This is a genomic window from Streptomyces sp. SID8374, from assembly GCF_009865135.1.
Classification (GTDB): domain Bacteria; phylum Actinomycetota; class Actinomycetes; order Streptomycetales; family Streptomycetaceae; genus Streptomyces.
This window is the reverse complement of record NZ_WWGH01000002.1, coordinates 943,470-968,867: the sequence shown is the minus strand read 5'-3', so window position 1 is coordinate 968,867 and position 25,398 is coordinate 943,470. Positions and strand designations below refer to the sequence as shown.

Sequence of the window (25,398 nt, the reverse complement as noted above, 5' to 3'; positions counted from 1 at the left end):
GGCGGGGAGGCCCGCCTGGAGGGTGTGCAGGGCGTGGTCGAGATGGCGTACGAACAGGTCGCGGGCAGCCCGCGCCCGCAGGTCGCCCTGGGCCTGGGCCGCCTGGTCCCGTTCCCGTGCGGTTCCCGCGCCCCGCGCGTCAGCGCCGTATCCCGCGATGTCGATCCTGGGCAGCGGCACCCGGTGACGCCGGTTCCGCAGCGCGGTCCGGGCCACCTGGTGCGCCAGCCCTTCCATTCCGCCCTCGGCACTGTCGGCGGTCACGGTGGACTGCGGCACGAACGGTACGAGGGTCAGCGCGGGCAGCGTCGTGAGGGGCCGGGCGGGCGGCGCGGCGGGCACGGCGTACACGGGCCGGCCGGTGCCCCTGCCTGCGTCGATGGGCACGGGGGCGGGCAGGCCGAAGGTGAAGTCGAAGTCGGGGAGGTCGCCCAGGTCACCCACATCCCACAGGGCGTCCAAGGCATCCAGGTCGAGGCTGTCCAGGGCGGAGGGGAGGCCGAGTTCGCCCAGGCCCGTGCCCGTGCCCATGCCCATGTCCAGGTCCATGTCCACATCCGGGAACTGGCCCTGGCCTTGACCGGGGTCCAGGTCGGGCATGTCCAGGTCGGGCAGTTGGCCCCCCGGATCGGACTGGAGCGCGGGCCGCCCCGGCGCGGCTTCCCCGGTCGCGCGCCCGGCCGTGGGCCCGTTCGCGGGTCCGGCCGCGGGCTCCGTCGCGGGCACCGTCCAGCGCGGTGCCAGGCCGAGTCCGGTACGCAGGGTGTCGGCCAGCTCCGCGGCGGAAGCCCGTACGCCCTCGGCACCGCCTTCCGCCGCCAGCAGATGACCGGCGACCCGGCGCACCGCGTCGCGGAAGGCCTCACCGGCGTACCGGGCATCGGCGAGCACCGGGGGCGGTTCGGGCGGCAGGACCAAGGCGACGGCGGCCGACCAGGCGCGGGCGGTCTCCGTGTCGTCGCGGCCCTCGGGGGCCGCGTCCCGGACCTCGGTGTAGGCCGCGTCCCAGAGGCGACGGGTCACCCGGGCGGCCACCGTGTCCGCCGTTCCGCCGGTGTCGCCGGGACGGGTGAGCCGCACCCGGGCGAGGTCCGACGCACTGAGCCTGCCGGCCGGGAGCCGGTCGCCGAGGAGGGCCATCTCGGCGTGCAGCCCCGGGGGGAGGGTGACGCCCGCCGCGCGCAGGTCGGCCGAGGTCACGGTCTCCGCGCCGTCCGGTGCCTCCGGCACGGGCGGCAGGTCGGCCTCGGTGACCCGGTCGGCGATCCACCGCCGCTGCTCGGCGTCCAGGGGAACGGCAGGGGCGGGTCCGCGGGGTGCGGTGGCGGAGTCCGGTGCGGTGGCGGGCGCACCGGGGTCCACGGTCCGGGCGTCGGCCAGCGCTTCCGGCGCCACCCCGAGCGCCCACAGCCGCTCCTCGGCCCGCTCCACCGCCGCGCGTGCGGCATCGACCTCGGACCGGCCCTCGGGGCCCGTCCGGCCGGTCTCGACGGCGCGGGTGACAGCCGCGCCCAGCTCGTGCAGCGCCCGGCCGTGGGCCTCCCACGCGGCGCCCTGTTCTGCGGTCGGGCCGGCGGCGGACGGGCCGGCCGTTCCGGTGGTGGACGCCGTGCGCGACGGCCCCGCCTCCCCGGCCGCCGGGTCCAGGGTCAGGGGGACGCTCAGTGAGGTACCGGTACCGGCGCCGCTCTCCGGGACCAGGTGAAGGTACGAGGCGTCGGCCGTGATCCGGTACGGCGCGGCGTCCGGGTCGAGTCCGGTGAGTGCCGGTACGAGGGTGTCGAGGTTGGCGACCCGGCCGAGCCAGCCGTTGTCACCGCGCAGCAGCGCTCCCGTCGCGGCGTGGACGAAGTCGTCGCCGAACCTCGTCCAGCCGGTGGGCGGGATCTCCTGCCCGTCTGGCAGCCGCAGGTGGCCGGTGTCGGCGACCTCGTAACGCAGCGGCTCCGCCCGGGACTCGGTGTGCCGGGTGTAGGGGAACCAGTGGCGCGGGCTCGGTTCGGGCTCCTTGCCCTTCCCGGTGGCCGGGCCGTCGTCGGGCGCCCCGGCCGCCGGGAGGGCCGGGGCCGGGGGCAGGCCGCCGAAGCGGGGGCGCATCAGGGTGACCGGCCGGCCGATCGGCCACTGCTCGGCGAGGGGGTCGAGGCCGTCGTCGGGCGAACCGCCGCGCAGGCCGCGGAGAGCGACGCGCCGGGGGCCGCCGCGCCCGTCGTCGACGGTGATCTCCACGGTGTCGCCCCGGGCGCTGTTCTTCTCGACGCGTACGGAGTCGGCCTCGACGGTGAACCGGTCGGCGCTCAGATGCGGCCCGGGAGTGCCGTCCTGGAGGGTCCGGAGCGCGGCGGCCAGCTCCTGCCGGAACGTGGCGGCGACGGCGTTGGCACGGGCCCGGCCGATGTCCCGGCCCAGCCGTGCCGTCCGGCCGCCGACCAGGTCGACCCGGGGCAGCGGCAGGTGGTTGGCGCTGTTCCACAGCCCGGTCCGGGCCACCCGGGCGGCGACATGGCGGATCGCGTTGAGCGCGCCGTCGGGCGTCCGCTCGGTGCCGGGCTCGAAGTACAGGGTCTGCGGACGCTCCTCCTGCCCGTGCAGGACGACCACGGTGAGCGGATTGGCCTCGGCCGCGCCGTCCTCCAGGAGACTGGCGTTGACGTCGTGGGCCGACTCGCCCGGACGCCGGGTGAACATCCGCATGTACCAGAGCCGCTTGCCGGGGACGGTCGACTCCAGGCGCTCCAGGTGCCGGGACGCGGCGGTGACGACGCCGTTGAACGAGCGTTGTGCCTCTGCCCGTTCGGGGGACCCGGCGGGGGCGTCCAGCACCTCCTGCTGTGCCAGCTTCGCCCGGGTCAGGAGGATCGTCAGGTCGAGGTGGCCGCGTACCTCCTTGAGGTGCCCGTCGTCACCGCTCTCCTCCAGCCGGGCGATCTCCCGGCGCAGGACGTCGGCCTGACCGCGCAGCTCCTTCAGGTCGACGGCTCTGAGGTTGGCGCGCACCATGCCGCGCAGCCGGTCCTCGCGGGACGAGGCACGGGCGTGGTTCTCCAGGGAGACCTGGTGGGTGCCGTCCTCGCTGGCGAGCACCACGGTGATGAAGTGGTAGCCGAAGTAGGACTCGCCGGGCTCCGAAGAGGGCTTGGCGTAGTTGGTCTCCAGGCTCGGGCCGTCCTCGCCGGGGGCCGCGACGGACTGGACGAGGTAGCCCTCACCGACATCGGCCCAGGCGAACTCGTTGACGCCGATCCGGCGGGCCGCCTCCGTCATGGCGGTGCGCCGGGGGTCGTGGGGCCGCTCCAGGCTGAGCGCGCTGCCGTACGCGGCGGCGGGCAGCGGTCCGGTGCCGTCCCCGCCGGTGGGCCGCTCGTCGCGGCGCACCAGTGCGGCGGCCCAGCCGGGGTCGGCGGAGCCGGGCCGCAGGATGCCGTCGGCGACCTGGCCGAGCGCCTCGGCCAGGTGGTGCGTACCGGTGACCTCGGCCCCGTCGGAGGCGTTGGCGGGGGCGGTGACCGTGGCCCCGTCCTCCGGGTCCCGGAAGACCAGGTGGGAGGGGCGGCCGTCGCCGGCGAGCATGATGGCGAAGTCCCGGCAGACCTCTTCGGTGGATTCACCGGACCGGTTGGTGAAGACCGGGGTCACCCGGAACAGCCGGTTGCTGCCGCCGTCCGGGGTGGGCAGCAGGATGCTCCGCTCCTCGTCGAGCCCCAGCCGTACGGCCAGCCCCGCCCGGGTCAGCTTGGCGTTGGAGTCGGCGACGGCCTTCCGGGTGGCGTAGGCCTGCTGGCTGCCGTGCTCGTTCTGGACGGCGAGGGTGCGGTCGGCGGAGATCCGGACGGCCGGGTGGCCGTCCGCCCGCTCCACGTCCCAGGTCTGCTCGGCGAGCAGGAGGCTGGGCGCGTCGGTGTCCGCGGCGAGGGACCGGGGGGCTGTCCAGGTGTTCTCCAGGTCGCCGGGGTTGCGGAACAGTTCGCCGTCCCCGTGGCCGTCCGCGAAGCCGTACTCACGGGTGGTCAGCGGGTGGGCGCGGCGTGCCTCGATGTCGGACGCGGTCCCGTCCGAGGGGTGGGGGTCCGCCGCGGGTGTGCCGGTGGCCCGCCCGCCGGGCACCGGGCCCTGCCCGGGGCGCAGCGACATCCAGGCGTGTGCCCCGCCGTCCGGCGCCTGGCCTGTCATGAGGTGTTCGGCGCCGGTGCGCCAGTCGGTGGCCACCCTGGGGCCCAGCTCGGAGTACCAGACCCGGCTGCCGGTGAGGTCCGCCACCTGGCGGGCGACCGTCTCGATGTCGCCGTGGGCGAAGGCGAGCACGATGTCGTCGCCGGCCGGCCGGTACGGGTCGCGGGCGATCAGCCGGGCCAGCTCCGCCGTGTCCTCGATCCGCAGGACTCCGTCCGGTGTGTGCAGGCGCACGGCATCCACGGCGTCCACGGCGGACTGGGCGAGCACCACGTACGCGTCCGTCCAAGGGGCGGGCCAGACGGCCGGCGTGCCGTCCTCGTCCTGGGCCGCGTAGGTGTCGAGCGGGGGCGTCCGGCCGCCGGTGCCGGTCCAGTCGCGTCCGGCACCGTGTCCGGGACCGAGCCTGGTCCGCTCGCCGAGGGCACTGTCCTGGTACGTCAGGAGGCGGGCCAGCTCGTCGGCGTCGGCCAGTTGGCCGGGGTCGGCGCTGAGCGCCAGGGAGCCCAGCAGCATCAGGTCCCGGGCACCGACCTGGGCCTGGTCGTCGAGGCCGAGCACCTGCCGGGTCAGCTCCCGCAGCCCCGCCAGGACATCGGTGGCCGCTTCTCCGGGTGTGGTCCCCCGGTCGGCCAGGTCCCGCACGGCACGGGCGGTGTCCAGCAGCGCCTCGACCTCGTACTCGTCCCGGGAGGCGGGGCCGAAGAGCAGTCCGGCCCAGGTGCGGGGGTCGTCCGCCGGATCGCTTTCGACGCTGTCACCGTCGCTGTCGCTCTCCTCGGTGAACCGGAACTGGGACAGCGCCTCGGCCTCGGGGTTGCCGGTGAGGAGCCGGTCCAGCTCGGCCGTCAGGTCCGCGGGGAACTCGGCCCAGCCGCTGCGGGGGTCGCCCGGCGGCGGGGGCAGCGGGGCCTCACCGCTGTGGTCCGTGGCCGGGTGCGGGGCGGGGTGGCGCACCTGGGAGGGAGCGGGCACCGGCGGGTGCGGCTGCGCCCGGTGGACGCCCTCCGCCCGGTCCCACACGGCGCGGAAGCCCTCGTACATCTCGTTCTCGGCGCGGACCGCCCGGACCGGGTTGGCCGGGCCGGGGCCGTCCTGGTCCGGGGTGGTCCCGAAGAGCCGTTCCAGCAGGGGCAGCAGGGCGGGTTCGTTCTCCCGCACCCAGGACGGGCCGTTGTTCCGGGGCCGGCCGGTGAACGGGTCGTGGCCGGTGTTCGTGCCCAGGTAGGCGTTGACGGCCTGGGCGAAATACTCGAACTCGTCGGTGGAGGCGTAGTTGTCGACCGGCTGTCCGTCCTCCGCGCTCCGGCGGGGGCCGTCCGGCCACTCCACGTCGGCCGGGTCCTGGCCGGCGGGCGGGCTGAGCTTGTCGCGGTAGGCGGCCGCGATGGTCTGCCGGTCGGCGTCGCTCAGCCCGTACCGGTGGATGGCGTGCGCGAACTCGTGGGTGGTGGTGGAGTATCCGTCGGCGTAGCCCAGCGCACCGGGTACGCCGGTGGTCTCTCCGAGCAGGTTCTCCTCGGTGATGCCGGTGTTCAGCCGGCCGAGGCCCCGCGCGGTGTCCCAGGTGCGGCGGTCCGTCGTGGAGAGTTCTCGGCCCGCGAGGTCGCGGAACGGGCCGAGCGTGGTCAGGGCCTCGTTCCTCGGGACCACCAGGACCCTGGCCCCCCGTTCCAGCAGCCGGGTCGCCACGGCGGGATCGCGCAGCATGGCCGCGATCCGCGCCCGCGCCTCACGTCCGGCGGAGACCGGCTGGTCGACCCCGGGTGCCACCGTGACGAGCAGGTGGCCCACGGTTTCGGCGAACTCGCGGTCGCTCAGCTTCGCGCGCAGCGTCGCCGCCAGGCCGGGCCGGGCGGCCAGCTGCTCGCGTTCGGCCGCCGACAGCAGCGCGAGCCGCTCCGCACGGTCGGCCGCCGACAGGTCCGGGAGCCTCTCCGCCAGCTCCGCGAGCGGTCCGGAGGGGGCTGAGTCCGGCTGCGGGGCCGGGGCGGAGGACGTGGCAGGGTCCCCGGCGTCCAGCAGCTCCTGGGCGTGCTCGTCGGGGAAGCGTCCGTCGCGGGCGACGTGTTCGCGCAGCTCCTGCTCGGTGAGCGGGTGGATGTTCCAGTAACGGCCCCAGTTGTCCTGGTAGTCCAGCGCCGGATCGTGGCCGGGGAGGGAGTCAAGCGCCAGCTGGGCGCCGCGCATGACCTCGTGGAACGAGTGGTGGCCCGCCGACAGCGACATGGCGATCATCCCGGCCCGGATCAGCCCGAGGTCCAGGTCGAGGCCCCACTGGTCCCGCATCCGGGCGGCGTGCACCAGGAAGCGGTAGGTCGACCCCGCGGTGCCGGTCAGGACCAGGCCGCCCGAGTCCTCGGACGTCTCCTGGATACCGGAGCTCATGGCGAGGTCGTACACGGAGGACGCGGGCATCCAGGTGAGCCCGAGGTCGTTCACCGCGAAGGGGCGCTCGGCCCGGCTCAGCGGCGGTCGTACGTCGTCGGGGTCGGTCCGGACCGTGTGCTCCCGGGTGGCACGGGCGAGCGCCGCCTGCTTCTCCGGCACGGAGAGGGTGTCGTCCAACCTCAACTGCTCTGCCAGCCGCTCCAGTTCCGTCCGGCCCTCCGCCTGGCGGCGGCTGGGGCGCTCCGCCTCGATCTCCGGGTTCGGGTCCTCCCGGCCGCCCAGCATCTCCGGCACCAGGTCGCTGGAGATGCCTTGGAACAGGAAGGTCACCAGCTCCCTCAAGTTGCCGGTCCGCAGCACCTGCTGGAGGGCGGGCCTGCTGGTTCCGACCGTCCCGGGCATGCTCGGGTTGTCGCTGCCGAAGGTGGCGAGGACGCGCGGTGGGTACTGCTGCCGCACCCGGTCCCACGCGGCGCGCGCCATCTTCCGGAACTCCTCGGTCACCGCCTCGTGTTCGGCGAGGTGTTCGGCCAGTCGCCGCTCGAAGGCGATGGACTCCTCGGCGTACCGGATACGTGCCTGGACCCAGGCGGGCACCGGTACGCCACGGTCGGGGCTCGGCGTCGCGGACCGGCGGCCCGGGCGGGAGCGGTCCCGGTCGGACGGGGTGGTGGACGTGGTGCTGCCGGGCCGCCTGGGCGGGGCCTCGGCGGCCGGGTCCGTGCCGTCGGAGCGCGACCTGCCCGGGGCGGGCTCGGCGGTCGGGCGCGGCAGTGCGGGCGGTTCGGTGCGGGGCGGCTCCCCGGCGGGCGCGGGGCGGCCGGGTGCCGGTGGAGACGTGTGCCGGTGGTCGTCGATGTCGACGGTCACCACCCGCCCCCGGGCCGGGTCGGTGGCGCGGCGGACCCGCTGGGCGTCCAGGGTGAGGGTGAAGTCGGAGAGCCTGACGTGCGGGCCGGGCGCGCCTTCCTGGAACGTCCTCAGCAGCCGGGCCAGCCGGTCCCCGAGCGCCCTGCCGACCGCCTGGGCCCGCTTCTCCCCGCTGGCCCGGGAGCGGTTGCCGTGCCCGGTGACGGTGACCGTGGGCAGGGGCAGTCCGTTGGCGCGGTTCCACAGGGCGGTGCGGGCCAGGGACAGGGCCAGGGCGTCCAGGTTCTCGTCGGCGTCGGGCGACAGGGTGTGCTGCTGCTCGGCGAAGCGTACGGTCCGCCGGTCCGGGCGGAGCGCGTGGCCGTGCAGGGCGACCGTGGTGAGCGGGTTGGAGACGGCGGGCGAACGCTCCGACAGCAGAGCCGCGTTGACGGCATGGGCCGACTCACCGGGCCGCTTGCTGTAGGCCCGGAAGAACCACTGGTCCTTGCCGTCCAGGACCGGTGCGGCGGACCGTACGGCGTCCCGGGCGCGGGTGCGAGCCTGGTCCACCTCCCTCTGGGCCAGGGCGTGTTCGGGGCGGTCCACGGTGAAGTGCCACCGGACGTGCTCGGCCTCGTGGACAGCGGCCAGGGCCCGGGCCGCGCGCGCGAACCCTTCCAGCCGGGCGGTCTCCGCGGGGTCGGCGTCACCGCGCCGGGCCGTCTCGGCGCGCTGGTCCATCTCCTGGGCCAGCCTGTTCAGCTCGCCCTCGTCGTAGCGGTCGAGGTTCTCCTCGACGACCGCGTCGAGTTCGTCCGCCGAGATCTCCGTGCGGGAGTGGGTCTCGTTCTCCAGGGTGATCTGGTGGGTGCCGTCCTCACTGGCCAGCACCACCTGTGCGAAGTGGTACGGGGCGTGCGGGCCGACCGGGTCGCCGGGCTTGGCGTGGTTGTGGGTGAAGAGCTGGGCGCCGCTGTCGTTGGTGGTGCTGACCGACTGGATCAGATAGCCCTCACCGACCTCCGCCCAGGCGTATTCGTTGACCCCGGCGCGGGCGGCGGCCTGGGTCAACGGCCCGCGCAGCTCGTTGTCCTGGGTGTGGCTCAGGGCCTGGCCGTACGCCTCGCCCGGGGTGGGCGCGCCCACCACTCCCCCGGTGAAGCGCGGGTCCCGGCCCGCCTGTCGGGCCGCCCAGCCCGGGGTGACGCCGGTCGCGGGACGGGTGCCGTCGGCGACCTCGGTCAGCGCCTGGGCCAGGTGGTGGGTGCCGGTGACCTCCCGGCCGTGCAGCCCGTTGGCGGGGGCCGTGGCGACGGTGCCGTCGGGGGTGCGGAAGGCAAGGTGGGAGAGCGGTGCGGCATCTCTCCCGGCGACCATCCGGGCGAAGTCGCGGGTGAAGGCGTGCTCGGATGTGCCGGAGCCGGTGAGGAAGCGGGGCTCCACCCGGAACAGCGGTTCGCCGGGGGTGCCGTCCTCCTGGTTGAGGATGACGCGCACCGACGGGTCGGCCTCCAGCCGGACCCCGGCTCCGGCGGCGGCAAGTCGCGCCGAGGAGCGGTCGATCGCCGCCTTGGTCGCGTACACCTGCCTGCTCCGGCCGGTGGTGTCGTCCCCGGCCGAGTGAAGCGCAACCGTCCGGTCCGCCGAGATGTGCAGCGGAGGCCGGTCGGCGGCGGGGACGGTGCCCTGGCCCTGGCTGTGCAGGACCAGCCCCGGGCCCTCCTCCGTACGGACCACGCCGGCCGTCCGGGGCCCCGGTTCGGTGAACAGCACGCCGGTACCGCTGTCGTCGACGACCTGGTAGTCGCGGGTGACCAGCGGCCGGGGGCGCAGGGCGTCGATCCGGCGCTCGAACTGGGCCCGGTCGGCCAGCCGGTCGAACTCCGCGTCACCGTCGCTGGTGGAGCCGCTGTCGCTGCTGCGGCCGTCGTCGCTGTCGCTGTCACTGTCGCTGCTGAGGTCGCGGGCGCCGGGCAGGCCGGGCTCCTGCGGCGGCGGGGGCGTGGTCCAGTCCGGCCCGGTCTCCCCGGCCCTCCGGTGTACGACGAGGTGGGCGGCCCCGGTGGTGGGGTGGGTGGCCACCTCGGCCGGTCCCAGCGGGTACCAGACCGGACGGCCCGTCGTACCCGCCACCAGGTCGGCGACCCGCGCGGCGAAGGCCGGGGGCAGGGCGAGGACGATGTCCGCGCCGCCCGGCCGCCGGGAGTCGTACGAGATGATCCGGGCCATCTCCTCGGCGTCACGGACCACGAAGGTGCGCCACGGCGTGACGATCTCGACGCCGCCGCCCTCCGCCGCCTCGCCGACGAACAGGTACGGGTTCCGCCACGGCGCCCGCTCCCCGGCCGCGCGGCCGCCGCGCTCGGCGACGTACGCGTCCGGAGCCGGCAGGCCACGGCCCGCCCCCGTGAAGTCCCGTCCCGCCGGAGCCCGTTCGTCGGTCCGCAGCAGGGTCTCCTCGGCGAGGGCGTCCCGCCGGGTCTCGATCTGCCGGTCGACGAAGTACAGGGCGAGGTCCTCGGCGCTCGCCAGGTCGTCCGAGGACGCCTCCAGCGCGAGCGCTCCCAGGTCCAGGGCGTCCTGGTTGCCCACCCGGGCCCGTGGCGGCAGGTGCAGGACGTTCCGCGCGAGGTCGGCCAGGCCGGCGCCGGGCGGACGGTCGCCCGCCGCCTCCTCGACCAGGGCGTAGAGGGCTTCGGAGGTCTCCTGGAGCCGGGCGCGGGGGGCTCTGTTCCACTGCGGGCCGAAGACGGCTGTCAGCCACTGGGGGTTGGCCCAGGCGGGGTTGGCCTCGTCGGCCTCGTCCTCCTCGGAGTCGGAGTCGGATTCGCTGTCGGTGTCGGTCTCGCTGTCGCTGTCGTCGTGGGACTGCGGCTGGGGCTCCGCGCCGGACAGCGTGCTGAGTTCGTACGCCTCCTCCTCGCCGTGGAGACCGGGGAGGTCACTGGCGGTGGGCGCCTCCGGCGTGCTCGTCTCGGGCATCTCAGGCGCCTTGGGTGCCACAGGTGCCTCAGGTGTCTCCGGCGTCTTCGCCTCAGGCGTCTTCACCTCAGGCTCCGGCGTCTTCGTCTCCGGCTCGGGTGCCTTCGGCGTCGGCGTCGGCGTTGGCGCCGGGGTGCGGAGGAGCAGCGGCACGAAGTCGCCACCCCGGCGGCGGAGTCGGAGCGTCGGGGCGTCGGCGGAGGGACCGGCGTACGTGTGCGCGGTGCCGTTCTCCTCGATCAGGACGACCGTGGCCCCGGTCGCCTTCGCCGCCCACTCGGCCACCGCCCGGTCGGCGTCCGGGCCCCACGGAGCGTTGGCGAGGTGGCGGCGCAGGTGGCCGTCACGGGCGTCCCGGCTCGGCGTGGGCGCGCCCGGCCTGGTCCCGAGCGGCGGGGGTGAGAACAGCGCGTCGCGGTCCGCCCGCTCGCCGGGGAGTCCGTTCAGCCGCATCAGTTGGGCGGGCGACGCCCCGGCGCGGCTGCGGAGCCGGGCCGCCGCCTGCGGGTCGCGGCCGGGCTGCTCGGCGGCGTGGCGCAGGGCCGTGGAGAGCGCGGCGAAGAAGCCGTTGCCCCGGCCGGTGGGGGTGCCCTGGGTGTAGGTGGCGCCGTCCGGCGCGGTGAGCAGGCCGTCGCGGTCCAGGCGGTAGCGCGGGCCGGTGGCGTCGGCGGACGGCAGCCAGGGCGGGGTGGCGTGGCTGCGGTGGGCGGGCGGCTTCGGGGCGGCCGGGCTCGTGCCGGTGGTCGTTGTACCCGGGGCCGTGCTGGAGCTCGGCGGGGCAGGCAGCGCCGTGGCGGGAGGCGGCGTGGTGCCGGGCTGGAGGGCGGCGGAGAAGAAGCCGTCCGCCGCGAAGAGCACCGGGCCCGAGGCCGCGTCGGCCGTCGCCGGGTCGGCGCCGCGCGGGAGGAACACCTGCGGCCGCCCCTCCCCCGTGACCACCGTCACCGGCGTGCCCAGGACCCGGGCCGCGAGTGCGGGCAGCACGTCCGCGCCGCCGTGGTCGCCCGCCCGCCGCTCCGGTGCGGCCGGCTCCCCGGCATCAGGGTCCGCCGCCGTGGGCTCGGCCGTGAACGGGCGGTAGAGGGCCGCCGTGGCCAGCGCCGCCCGTTGCGCCGGGCTCGGCCAGACGGTCTGCGGGAGCCGGCCGAACGCGTCGAACTCCGCCTGCTGAGCCTGCGTCAGATCGATTTCCGCGTAGTCCAGTTCGGCCTGGGTGAAGGTGTCCGCCGCATCCAGGGCCAGGCCGTCCAGCAGGTCCTCGTTGCCGTTGTCGCCCAGCGCCCAGGCGAGCCGGTCGCGCACGGCGTCGACGGCCTCGGCGGTGACCGCCGGATCACCGGGGGCAGCCGTGAACCGGTCGGCGAGGTCCGGACCCAGCAGGGAGGACAGTTGGCCCCGGTCCTGGGCCGTCGTGAGGAGCGCGTGGAAGAACGAGGCCCCGTCGTGCGGCACTTCGTGGATCTCGTGGACCGTTCGCCCGTCCGGTGAGGTGAGGGTGCGCAGGGCCGAGCCGGTGGCGTCGGCGACCTTGTAGGGTTCCGGCGCCACGGAGCGCCAGTCGGGCGCGGTGTACTCCTGCGGCGCGTCCTTCACCGGCACCGAGCCCGAGCCCTGGTGGTGGGCGGTGAGCCGGGCGGCGGCCAGGTGGAGGCGGTGGTGGTCCTTCGCGGCGGCGTCGAGGCGCTGCTGCCAGCGGCGTACCTCTTCGCGGGCCGTCCGCCAGGCGGTGACGGCCGGGGACTCGGCGACGGCCGACGTCTCAGCCTCGACGACGGCCGGGGTCTCGATGAGAGCCGGGGTCTCGGTGACGGCCGGGGGCGGGACCGTCGCCCCGTCGTCGCCCCCGAGCGCGGTCCGCTCCTCGGGACTCAGCCCGAGCCAGGTCTCCCGGGTCTTGGCTCGGGCGTCGTAGTAGTTCTTCTCGGCGGTGGCGAGGTCGGCCGCCGCCTTGGCCTGGTCGTCCCAGGCGGTGCGGGCCTCGTCGGGGAAGGTGGTGTCGTCCAGGAGGCCGTAGTCGCGGGCGATGTCCTCGCGGAGCCAGACGAGGGCGGTGGTCTCGGCCTCGACGGCGCGCGGGCCGCGCTTCGGCTTTCCGAGGGCCTGCATCGGGCGGGAGTCGGTGACCCGGTGGTCGACCTCGGCCACCGAGAGCCAGCTGACGGGTACCGCGAAGAGCATGCTGCGGTCGGTGACCACCTTGATGTGGGTGCCGAGGGTGGTGTCGGTGGCGCTCTTGAGGGCGGTGGAGTCGTTGGCGCCGCCGATCGGGACGGTGGCCCCGGGGTTGGTCACGCCCGCGTTGCTGTTGCCCGCCAGCGGCGACGTACTGACCGCGCCCTCGACGTTGTCGGTGATGCCCGCCTCCAGCGCGTCACCGGTCTTGCGCCGCTGCATGGCCTCCATACGCGGCTTGTTCTCCACGGCCAGCAGCCGGGCGCCGGTGCGGTGCATCTTGGCGAAGAGGCGGGAGTCGGCCGTGTGCGACTGGCCGAGGAGGCGGGCGGAGGACTGGGTGGGCAGCGGCGAACCGTCGGGGCCGAGCGCCTCGCGGAAGCCCGCCGTCAGGCCGACCTGGGAGGTGGCCTCCTGCTGGGCCTGGGCCGGTGCGGTGCCGAGGCCGGTGAGCGGGGTGTGGCGGGCCATCCGTACGCGTTCGGTGAGCGTGGTGTCCGTATGCCGCTTTCCGAGGTCCATGTCGCCGGGGAAGCCGTCGGCGCGGGCGGTGGCGAGGGTCAGGGCGTCCTGCACGTTGGCCGCGCCGAGGATGTCCACGGCGAGGATGCCGGAGCCGATCTCATCGTCGAAGGGCAGGATGTCCGGGTCGGCCTCGCCGGTCTCGCCGTCCGTGGTGCGCCACTGGGCGACGGATTCCGGCGACGCCTGATCGGCCGTCAGCATCCTTACCGCACGGGGCGGTTCCTTGACGTCCTGCTCGGTGAGCGCGCCGTCCGTCCCCTCGCCGTCCGGGGTGAGCAGACTCGCCGGGAGGACCTCGTTGAGGCTGCCGACCGGGGCGCTGGCGGTGGGGCCGAGCGGCTGGCCGGACGCGTCCACCAGGGTGGCCGTCAGGGTGTACGTGGTCACGATCTCGGCGTGCGCCTGGGTGGTGGCGATGTTGGGCATCGCGGTGCTGCCGACCGCCTCGGTCACATTGCTGGACCGCTGCTTGGCCGCGGTGCCCTGGAGCGCCGGATTCGCGGCCAACACCCCACTGCCCGCCGCGCGTTCGCTCGCGCTGAGCGTCACGTCGGCGCCCCGGTCCTGGGACCGGCCGTCGACGTCGTCGCGGGCGGTGGTGCGGTAGTCCTCCAGCTCGTAGCCGGTACGCAGCCGCTCCACGGTGGTGGTGACCGGCGTCAGGGTCAGCTGAAGCTGCCCGGGGCTGCCGCCGACCGGCAGGTGGTGCGGGCTGGACCAGGTGCGGTAGTGGACCGGCAGGGCCATCCCGTCGGTGGTCAGCTCGTGCACATGGGAGCGGAGGAAGTCCGGCGAGAGGCGCTGGAGCACCTGCTCCCGGTCGTGCGAGGGCACGCCCATCCTCGCCAGCTGCCCCATCAGCTGCTGCGCCGCCCGGCTCGCGTCGAGTTGGCCGCTGGGGTGGGAGGGGAAGTGGCGGCGGCGCAGGAACGGGGGCAGCCGGTAGCCGCCGCCGAGGTTGTCCGGTGTGCTGGTGCCGAGGCCGTCCGGGGCGAGCCCGGCCTCGATCGCGTCCTGCATCGGCAGGTGGAACATGACCGCGTCCCGGATGCGCTGGAGCGCGGCGGCGGCCTGGCGCGGGGCGAGGCCGCGCCCGAACCGCTCGGAGATCCGCCCGGCGGCGGAGCTGATCCCGGCCCCGGCGCGGGTGCCGACCGCCCCCATCGCGGCCGTCCAGCGGTCCCGTACGGCCACGGTCTCGGCGGCGTCCGCGACCACCAGGTACATCCGGCCGGCGTAACTGAGCGTGGTGTTGCGGCCCCGGGTGAGGGTCTGCGAGACGCTGCGGCCCTTGCCCCAGGCGTACTGGAGAGCGGTCGAGTACGCCCCCACCACCGCCTGCTGGCCGGGCGCCTGCTGCAACGGCGTTACGGCGCCCTGGAGTCCGAGCGTGGTCCGTGAACCGGTGCCGGAAGTGCCCGCGACGCGGTGCTCGTTGCCGATCGTCGCTTCGAGGTTGCCCGGCTTCGGATCGCTCTTGACCCGTACGTTGTCGAGTTCGCCCCGGACCGCCGCCTTGAGGTAGTGGGTCGAGAAGGGGCCCGCACCGGTGAGCCCGGTGATGCGGGAGCCGAACGGGCCGAGGTACTGGCCGAGTTGTCCGGCGACGCCGAGGTTCGCCATGGCCCGGCGCAGTGCGGTGCGGATCGGGGTGCCGGGTGCGCTGACGTGCCAGGAGGAGCCGGTGGCGCGGTCGGCGGTGTCCTGGACGAGCCGCTGGCGCTGCTCGCCGCCCTCGGTGCTGAGGACCACGTGCGGGGCGCTGAGCAGCTTGTTCACGAGCTGCCGGTCGGACGCGGTGGTCCGGGGCAAGGGCCGCGTGCCGTCGAGGAGTTGGTCGGCCTCGGTCGAGGGGAGCGGACGCGGTACGGGAGCGGGTGCGGGCGCCGGTGCGGGACCGGTGGCCGGAGGGTCGGCGGGGGCGTGGCGTTCGGAGCCGTGGGCCGCGGGGACGGCCAGCTCCACCCGGCCCACGGTCTCGGTCGCCCGGGTGAAGAGCGGCCGCTCGGCGACCTTGCTGACGAAGACGCCCGCGCCGAGCAGCCCCACGGAGACCAGCCGGGTCCAGCCGCGCGGACGGCGGTGGCCCTCGAAGGTGGCGCCCAACTCCACCTGGTAGCTGTAGAGATCGGCACCGTTCTGGAAGGCCAGCTGGTCGTGGGCGACCGCGACGGTGTTCTTCGTGGCCCGCGTCCGCGTCTGCGCGTAGCGGGCGCCCAGGGAGACGTTGCCCGCCTGGCGGGGCACCCCGGCCGCGGGGTCCTTTTCGTGGTCGCGCGGCGAGATGCCCAGCTCGACACCGGCGGAGAGGGTGGTGGACTCCTGCTGCCCCTGGCCGGAGACCTCGGTGCCGACCACCCCGTTGCGCAGCGAACGTTCGCTCAGGGTCGTCTCGAACTGCCGGTCGGTGAGGCGGGCGCGCAGGATGAGCGTGTGGTGGCCCCGGCGGACCTTGCCGTCCTCGGTGAGGGTGACCGGCACCCCGGTGGTGGTCAGGTCGTCCAGGCTCTGCGCGAGGGTGGGCCGGTTCAGCGCCTCCCGCACCTGGCGCTCGTTGTGCAGGGCGGTCCGCATGCGCCCGTCCCCGTACCAGAGCTTGGCCAGATGGGGGTGGCGCAGCATCAGCGGCGGGACGAAGAGCGACGGGTAGGCGCGGTGGAGCGTGTCCAGGACGGTGTCGGTGAAGGCCTTCAGGGGGTCCTGAGGGGCGGGGGCCGGGGCAGGAGTGGTCGCCGGTGCGGGGGCCGTGCTCGTGGTGGCGGCAGGCGCGGGGGCCGTCGTCGTGACCGCAGTGGTCGCCGGGCCAGGCTGGGCGACGGCAGCCCGCCGGTCCGGCACGAAGCCCTCGGCGCGGACCTGGCCGCCCAGGTGCACCGGGTCCTCCCGGGTGAGGTACCACGGCACCGGCGGCTCGGCGTCCGGGTTGGGCCCGGTCGCTCCGGGCGTACGGCTGTCCCAGCCCGCGAGGCGGCGCGCGTCCTGGGTGGAGTACCAGTCGAGGCTGACCACCCGGACGGGCCGGGCGGCGGAAGCCGGCTGTCCGGCCCCCCGCACCATCAGGGTGCGCTCCACCCGGTAGAGCGCGACCGGGTGGTTGCGGACGCGGCCGGTCACCTTGCGGGCCGCGTCGGCGCCGAGGTAGTGGCCCCGGCCGGCGCTGAGGTCGGTGCGGACCAAGGGGCCGCCCTGGAGGCGTACGTCGGTCTCGGGGCCGAGGAGGGTGTAGTTCGGCCCGGCGGTGATCTGGACGCCGAGGCGGGTGTCGCGGACGTGGGAGCGCTGGTTCTGGTACGTGGTCTGGGTCAGGTCGCGGATCTCCGACTTGACCGACTCCGTGACCAGCGTGGCCCGGTGCGGGATCGACCGCTCCACGATCAGATGGCCCAGCGGGTGCTGCCCGCTCCCCCGGGTCAGCTCGGGTCCGCTGACCGGTCCGGAGAGCCGCCCGAAGAGCCCGAGCAGCCGCCCAGGCCGCACGTAGGAGACGAGCGTGCGGTGGGCCGAACTGCCCGGCCGGGCACCGGAGATGGCGAGCGCCACGTCCTCCGGCGGGTCCGTCAGGTGGAGCGCGGTCGTGTCGGTGATCCGGGGCTCGGTCCCGTCCGGGAAGGTGAGCGTCTCCGGCGCCCGCTTCGGCCCCTTGAACGGCACGGTGAGGTCGTCCGGCAGCCGCCAGCTCAGCCCGTCCCGCATGGCGAACCCGGCGGAGTGCACCTCGCTGCGCTGCCAGCGGGGAGCGGCGGGCGGGGCGGCGCGCCCGGGGGTGCCCGGCGCCGGGGTATTCGTCCCAGGGGTCTTCGGCGCCTCCGTGACCCGCTCCACGCGCACCTGGTAGTGGACGTCGTCGAGATGCAGGTGGGACCCGTCCATGGCCCGATACTCGCTCTGGTGGTACGCCTGGGTGCCCAGGGTGTAGTCGGTCCTGCGGGTCCAGCCCAGCGAGACGCCGATCTTCAGCATCCAGTTGAGCGGCGGGCCCATGCCCAGCGCGGCGGCGATCCGGCGGCCGGTGCCGACGCTGCGCCCTCCGCCCGTACCGGACTGGCCGCGCCGCATGGTGTCCACACGGACGGTGGCGCCGCCGGGCTCGCCGAAACGCTCCCAGCGGTGGTACGGGACGGCCTCGACGACCATCTCGTGGCCGACCCCGGACTTCGCCCGGCCCACGAAGCGGGCGCCGCGCGGGGCGGTGAAGGCGCCGGGCTGGTCCTTCAGCAGCCGCAGCAGCTCCGCCTCGTCGAACTGGTCCCGGAGCTTCTTCGGCAGCTGGCCGAAGACCTCCTTCGCCACCTGCTCGGGCGAGCGCAGGGTGAGGACGCCCAGGCCGTTGAGGAGCCCTGTCCTCGGGGTCCCGCCGGTCCGGGCGCCCGGACCGGTGCCACCGTCGTCCGGATCGGCGTCCGGGCTGATCAGGACGGTGGGCAGCCGGCTGCCGTCGTCGAAGGTGACGGTACGCGGGGCGGGGCCCGGCGGCCGGGCGTCCTCGCCGGTCAACAGCCGTGCCGGGCGGTGCCGTTCGAGCTGGGTCTCCAGCGGTACGGGGTCGCCCCGGTCCGGGCTCTCCGCGGCCGGGGCATCCAGGTCGGTGACCCCGCCCATGCTCCGCAGCCACTCCCCGAAGATGTCGGAGCCGGCCGGGTCCTGGGTGGCCGGGTCAGGGGTGGGGGCGGGGGCCGCCGGGGTGGGGGCGGGCAGAGCGGCGGCCGGGATGAGGGCGTCGTAGTGGTCGGTGCCGTTGTAGGCCAGGCGGATGGTGCCGCCCTGCCCGCCCGGGTTGAGCGGGGTGACGAAGGTGCTCGCCGGTCCCGACGGGCCCGTCCGGACGAGCCGCAACTCGATGTCGAGGGTGTGCGCCAGCGCGAGCGGGAGTGCGTCGGCGAAGGGCGAGGACCACAGGGCCGGGGACCCGGCCGCCGCGAGAATCAGCCCGTCGGTGCCGAGATCCCGGGCGTCGGCGGGGGTGGGCGCCACATCGGCGAGGTGGGGGTAGCCGCTGTCCCGGAGAATGCTCCGCCACCGGCGTCCGTCGCCGTCGGTGACGACCGCCTGCTGGATCCGGTCCCAGCGCTGCCCGATCCGCTCCCGCGCCTCCGGGTTCCCGACCCCGGCCAGGGCGGTCATCCGCAGGTCGTCGACGACGGCGAGCACCGGGTCCGGGGTGGCCTCGACGTCCGGGGCGAGCAGTTCGGAGCCGGTGAGCCGGTCGCGGAGCAGGCGGCGGAGTCCGGCGACGTTCAGCGCGGCCCAGGCGGGTGGCACGGCACGGCTGCGCGCGGTGTCGAGGAGCGACCGGAAGAGGCAGTCCCCGTCGGCCGGGGTGTGCAGCCTGTAGAGGGCCTGCCCGTCCGCGTGGACGGCGTCCGCGGGCCCCGGCGTCCCGGTGCCCTTGCTGAACAGGTCCACCTCTTCGGCGATGCTCTCCGGACGGCTGGGCGGGGAGGGCGACGGCCGGGGTTCGGGGTGGACGAGTTCGGCGTGGTCGTTGCCGGGGCGGAAGCGGAGCAGCGGTTCGCCGGACGTGCCTTCGTGCGAGCTGACGATCTTGTCGAAGACCGACTTGTCGAAAGGCGTCGGCGGATTCCAGAACATATGCGCACCATGCGCCACGGCCATGTCCTTGGCCCGCATCTCATCGATCAGCGCATCATGCTCCGGACGCGAAACCCGCGAACCGTCCGGGGACGACACATCGAACAGATCGTGGTCCCCCGTGATCGGACGGCGCCCGCCCTCGCCATCGGTGCCGAACACGACACCGTCGTGAACGGTGAACTTGCCGTCGGCCTCGAACTGGGCCATCTTCCCGGCCAGCTCGCGGAATTCCGTCGACCGCTGATTGAAGCGCGAAACCACCCGGTCCCACGCATCCACCGGTACAGAACCCTGGTCCGGCAGCACCGGCTTGAAGTAACCGACCAGGCCGATGTTCCCCGCATCCGCCCCCAGCAGAACATCAACCTCATTGACGGTCTTCGCCTTGATGTCCTGCGGCTTCGGCACCGCCCCGGCATCAAGCCACTTCGGCGCGGAAGGATTCGTCGGCCGCACATCCACGACCACATTCCGATCCCGCGCCACATCACGGAACTTGTCGAAATCCTTCTCCGGAATACCGTACGCGTGCCGCGCGGTGTAGGAGTCGACCTGCCCGGGCTTGAGCTTCTGCGTCCAGGTGAGGACGGCGTGGTCGCTGTTGGGTCGGAAGCGGAGCAGCGGTTCGCCGGACGGCCCCTGATGCGAGCTGACGATCTTGTCGAAGACCGACTTGTCGAAATCCGTCGGCGGATTCCAGAACATATGCGCACCGTGCACGACCGCCATGTCCTTGGCCCGCATTTCACGGATCAGCGCATCGTGCTCCGGATGCGAGACCCGCGTACCGTCCGGGGAGGACACATCGAACAGCTCGTGATCACCCGTGATCGCACGCAGCGCACCCTCGCCATCGGTGCCGAACACCACACCGTCGTGAACGGTGAACTTGCCGTCGGCCTCGAACTGGGCCATCTTCCCGGCCAGCTCGCGGAATTCCGTCGACCGCTGATTGAAGCGCGAAACCACCCGGTCCCACGCATCCACCGGTACGGAACCCTGGTCCGGCAGCACCGGCTGGAAATACCCGACCAGGCCGATGTTCCCCGCATCCGCCCCCAGCAGAACATCAACCTCATCGACCGTCTTCGCCTCGATGTCCTGCGGCTTCGGCATCGCCCCCGCATCAAGCCACTTCGGCGCGGAAGGATTCGTCGGCCGCACATCCACGACCACATTCCGATCCCGCGCCACATCACGGAACTTGTCGAAATCCTTCTCCGGAATACCGTACGCGTGCCGCGCCGTGTACGCGTTGACGACGAGGGAGTTCACCGGGGGCGCGGGCGCGTCCTGCTGGACGGTCGGGGCGGGCGGGTCGCTCGGTACGGGCTCCGGGCGGTGCAGGCGGCGGGCCAGTTCGGCGGCGTCGTCCGGGCCGAGGTCCAGGTCGGACAGCGGCAGCGGGGCGTCGGACAGCGACCAGGCGATCTGCGCGGACCGCGCGTAGGAGAGGCCGAGCACGTCGGACCGCGAGACCAGGGTGTCGGGTGCGAGTGCGGGCGGCGGGGGCGGCAGCAGGCTGTCGAGGGTGGTCGCGGGGGTGGCGCCGGCCCGGAGTCCGGCGGCGGCCTCCAGGAACGCGGTGTACTGCCCGGTCGTCGGCCCGGTGGACGGGTCGACGGGCCGCCCGTTGGTGGCGGTGTGCCAGTCGGTGACCATCCGGTCCAGCAGGTCCGGGGTCATCCGGCCGTCGCCGTACCGGGCCGCGCTGCCCGGATCGCGCCAGCGCAGCCCGTCCACGTACGCGAGTGCCGCCAGCAACTCCCGGTTGCCCGGCTGCCGTTCGGCGTCCTGGCCGAGGGCCTCGCGCAGGGTGCGGATCTGCTGGAGCGTACGGGCGCGGGCGAAGGTGTCGGCCGGGTCAGGGCCCGCGTGCAGTCCGGCGTCGCGCGCCAGGCCGTCCAGTTCGGCCCCGGCGGGCTCCGGGGTGAACAGCCGCCACCGGCCCGGCCCGTCCGGGCCCTCGCCGAGCACCGCGCGTACGTTGCCGTCCCGGTCCTTGGCCGTGCCCGCCTCGGTGGTCGGCGCGTACACCGGGCGCCCGGTGCGGTTCGCCACGTGCTGGGCGACCGGGAGTCCCGCGATCCTCGGCTGCTGCCCGGTCTCGCAGGAGAACAGCACCAGCGGCCGGTCCTGATCCCCGTCCTGTGCCCAGGACTTGAGCACCTCGCCGAGCTGCACCCCGCTGACCTTCACGGTCGGGCGGTCGGCGAGGTCCGTACCGAGGGTGACGGTACGGGGCGTGCCGTGGCCCACGAAGTAGTCGGCGCCCCGCTCGGTGCCGGAGCCGGGGAGGGCGGTCGGCGGGCCGGTGAAGACCGTGCGGGGTGGAGCGGGCGGGGCCTCGGAGGTGCCGGGGGGCGGCGGCTCGGCCGGGGTGGTGCGTACCCCGCGGAAGGTGTCCTGCCCGAGCAGCGCCTCACGGCCCGCGCTCTGTCCCGTACCGTCCTCGGCCGGGCCCTGAGAGATCGTCACCGTCTGTACGGCGACGCCGGGTTGCGGCGTGACCGCGGTCTGCGGCACGAAGCGCCGGAGCTGGGCGAAGGGCACCGGATCGCCGGTGAGCGGTTTGACGGAGGGCCCGGCCGCGGGGGGTGGCGGGGCAGCGTTTCCGTCGGTGGTGCTTGTGGTGATCGGGGCGACGGGCGTGTCGCTCGTGTCCATGTCGCCCTCCCGCCCGGACTCCAGGTGCGGGTCTGCGGCGGTCTCACCCTGCGGCGGGCGCGCGCCTCCGGTGTCCAGGGCCCCGTTGCGGATCAGGGAGTCGACCATCTGCGGTACCGAGTGGCCGCCCTGGAAGAGGCTGTACATGTTGTCCGGCACGACGGGGCGCAGCCCCTGCTCCAGCAGGAGTTTCGGCAGCAGGATCTGCACGTTGGACCGGAGGTTGCCGTCCTGGAACGGGTGGACCACGTGCAGCGCCCGGATGGTGCGGACGATGGAGGCCAGCTTGGCCGCGTCGTCGGCGTCGGGGTCGGAGACGCGCGCGTAGTGCTGCTGGAAGAGGGTGTCGACGAGGTCGGGCGCCGCGTTCTTGCCGTAATTGGTCGCCAGCGACGGGTTGTTGTGCAGGAACCGGGTCAGGATGGTGACCGGACGGGGCTTGGGCAGCGGCTTGGACCAGTCGCGGCTGGTCGTGTCGTAGACGAGCAGCTGGTCGCCGATGCGCTCGTCGAAGATGTCGTCGGCGAGCGCGTCGCCCCGCAGCGGGAACTGCGTCGCCCCGCCGCCGGACCAGCCGATCGTCCGCCCGAGGTGGCCGGTGGCCAGCCCGTGCATGGTGCGGTACGAGGTCGAGTCCATGGGCGTCGCGACCGTGTCGGGGTCGCCGAGGAACTGGGTGTACGCCGACACCATGCCCTGCTGGAACCCTGGCGACCGGTCGTGGTCGTAGTAGGAGCCGGGGTCGTCGGGGAAGGCTTCGAGGGCGGCTTCGTGGTTCTTGGGGTCGATGTAGAAGGTCCACCACTGGTCCTCCGGCAGGAAGTCCCGCAGCGTCCGCGGCGGTCGGCCCTGTACGGGGTCCGCCGGCCGCACGACGATCTGTCCGGGCGGGGGCTCGGCGGGCGGAGGGGCGGCGGTGGTGTTGCCGTCGCCGCGGCCCGACTCCAGGTGCAGATCGGTGGCCGTCTCGGTCCAGGGCCGGGCGTCGGCGGCCAGCTTGGAGGCGACGGGTGGTTCGGTGGTGGCGGTGACGACCGGCGGCTTGATGTCCGGGGCGGCCTCGGGGGCGGTGTTGCCGAGCGGAGGCATGACGTCCGGGCCGGCCGTGGAGCTGGTGGTGGTGATCACCACCGGCTTGGCGTCCGGGCCCGGCAGGTCGCCGGTGGCGGGAGCCGGCTCGCCCGACACCACCTTCACCGAGGACGGGTCGATGTCGTACTGCCCGGACTCGGTACGGGGCGGCTGGGTCCCGGAGTCGGCCGGACCGGACTCGGTAAGGGGCGGCTCCGTCCGGGAGTCGGTCGGACCGGACTCGGTGTCGGTGCCGGTGGGCGTCCCCGGCGACTCGGTGGACGTCTCCGGCGTCCCGGTGGACGTCTCCGGCGTCCCGGTGGACGTCTCCGGCGACTCGGTGGATGTCTCCGCCGCCTGCTCGCCCGGCGAAGGCTGGACCGCGCCGGTGTCGCCGGACGGGCCGCCCTGCGCGCCGGAACGCGGCGGCGGGGCAGCCGCGTTGCCCGACGCGGCGGCCGGTGCAGTGGTCGGGACGGTGGTCGGGGCGGTCGGCGGTGGAGCGGCCGGCATGACGGGCGGCGGCACGCCCAAGGCATCAGCGAGCGGCAGCAGCACGTTCGCGCCCGGGAACGCCGTGTTCGCGCCGCTGTCGGGCATCGCGGAGAACTCGGGACCGGTGAGCGCGCGCACCTCCACCGGCGCGCCGGAGCCCTCCCGGGTCAGCTCGACCGCCTCGCGCACCGGCTGCCCCGCCGCGTCGGACCCGGTCGGCGGACCGAGCACCACGGCCCGGTCCACCCCGGCGCCGTCCAGCAGCTCGGCCGCCTCCGGCGATCCGGCAAGCGGCGGCGGGCCCTCGGAGACGACGACGGTCAGCGGAGGCGCGGCGGTGCCGGGTCCGTCGGCGGTGGCCGAGGCGTCGCTCCGCACGTCGCGGGCCTCGGGACCGCCGCCGGTCTCTCCGGGGGCGCGCGTATCCCCGTACGAGCCGCTGGTGTCCACCTCGGGAGGGGCGGCATCGCGGGCGCCCGGGTCGGGCCGGGTCTGCTGGGCGGGGCCGGAGGAGGTCTCCGTACCCGGCGAGTCCACGGTGCCCACCCCACCGGGCGTTCCGGTGCCGCTGCCGGGCGCCACCACCGGGCTCTGCGCCCCGCCGGACGTTCCGGTCCCGGGCGGCACGGCCCGGCCCTCCGCACCGCCGGGCGTACCGCTGCCCGGCGACGCCTCCGGTCCCGCTCCCAGGATCGGCGTGTCCACCGTCACCGGCGTGCCGAAGCTCTCCAGGGCACGGCGCACCTCGTCGGTGTCCACCTGGCCTGCCGGGCTGTTCCCGGTGGGCACCACCCGTACCTCGGGCAGCTGCGACAGCCGTTCGTGCACCCCGTCGCGTACGCCGATCTCGGCGGGGCCTGGCTGCTGGGCGCCCCGGAGGGCGGCGAGGTCCCGCAGCGCCTGCTCCCGGACCTCGGCGGGGCCCTGGTGGACCTGCTGCCACAGCACGTTCTCGGCCGCCGTCACGGGCAGGGGTCCCGGAGTGTACGGCGGCGGGTCGGCCGAGAGGTAGGGCGGCGGCGGGTCCTGCGACACGTAGGGCGGCGGTGACTGGCCGCCGGTGAAGTCGTTCTGGCTCGTGGTCGGCTGGACGGCGGGCGGCGGTGCGGAGAGACCGGGGCCGGGGCCGTCGCCGCCGGTGGTGTCCGTGCGGGAGGGGCCTCCGGATCGCTCGGAGCCGCCCGGCTCCGAGCCGTTGCCGCCGGACACGGTCGGCGGCGGCTGGTTGCGCAACTTGTCGATGGAGTGGCGGAGTTCGGCGCCGCTGTTCAGAGCGGCGCCGATGAGGGTGGACTCGACCCGGCTGCTGATGCCCGCGCCGAAGAAGGTGGTCCAGCTGGAGGACCAGTCCCCCTCGAAGGCGCCCTTGATCAGGATCTCCGCGACCACCTCGCCCGCTCCGGCGGCGACGAAGTCCGCCGACCCCTTGAGGCCGTAGTGCGCGGCCAGCGCGCCCGGCCGGTCGAGGTTGAGGCGCAGGGTCTGCCTGTTGCGCCAGAGCGCGGGGTTGTTGCGGAAGGAGAGCGGGCCGTCCCGGAAGGTGACGGGCACCGGGCGGGGCGAGGGGGTGGGGCCGGGGGTGTTGCCGTACGGGTTCGGGCCGGGGCGGTCCTTCGGCGGACCGTCGGGGCCGGGGCCCGGCTTGGGGTTGGGGGTGGGACCGTTGTTCTTGAGATCGATGTCGGGCGTGTCCCGCCAGCTGGGCTTCTTGAAGTCGAGATCCGGGCCGTTCTTCAGGAACTTGCCGTCGAAGCTCCTGACGATGTCCTTCGCGAACTTCTCGAAGACGCTCGTGAAGAAGCCCGCCGCCGCGCCGAACGCGGCGGCCTTGCCGATGTCGCTCCAGTCGATGGAGTCGGGGCGGCGGCCGTCCGGGGCGAAGTTCATCATCGCGAGCCGGACCGCGAGGGTGGTGAACGCCTCGGCGAACGCCTCGGTCAGTGAGGGCGCCAGGTGCAGCCGCTGAAGCAGGTGGCTGAGCGTGGTGAGGATGAAGAAGCGGCTGCGCAGCTTGGCCATCATGATCTGGCTGGCCGAGGCGCCCCCGGTGAAGAAGGACATCGCCAGGTAGATGGCGATCTCGATGAGCAGCCGGATGATCTCGGCGATGACCTGCCACTTGGACTCCATGATGTCCATGGAGGTCTTGCGGCGGCCCTCGGCGATCTTGTCGAGTTGGTCGGAGAAGTCGCGCAGGTAGTTCTTGCCGCCGTCGTCGATGAGCATGCCCATCGCTTTGGCGTACGACGTGGCGAGGTCGTCCGGCATCGACTCGCCGATGTCGTGGATCGACTTGTCGATCAGCGAGGACAGCCGGTCCAGTTTGCGCCCGAGGCCGGAGTAGGGCCGACGGCTCTCGAAGGCGAGGTCCTCGTCGGCGTCCATGAGCTTCTCCCCGGTGAGGATGAAGATCATGGCGTTGACCTCGGGCGAGACCTGGATGCTCACCGACGGCCGCCCGGACGGCCGTACGGGCAGCAC

General features: G+C 74.5%; 1 protein-coding gene (cut by a window edge). It reads right to left on the bottom strand.

The window, feature by feature from the left end:
- On the bottom strand, nucleotides 1-25,398 hold the 5' portion of the coding sequence (locus GTY67_RS27830; protein WP_161280673.1) for a lonely Cys domain-containing protein. The gene continues 6,486 nt to the left of window position 1, outside the view; 25,398 of the gene's 31,884 nt are visible here — the first part of the coding sequence; its start codon is at nucleotides 25,396-25,398; its stop codon lies beyond the left edge, outside the window.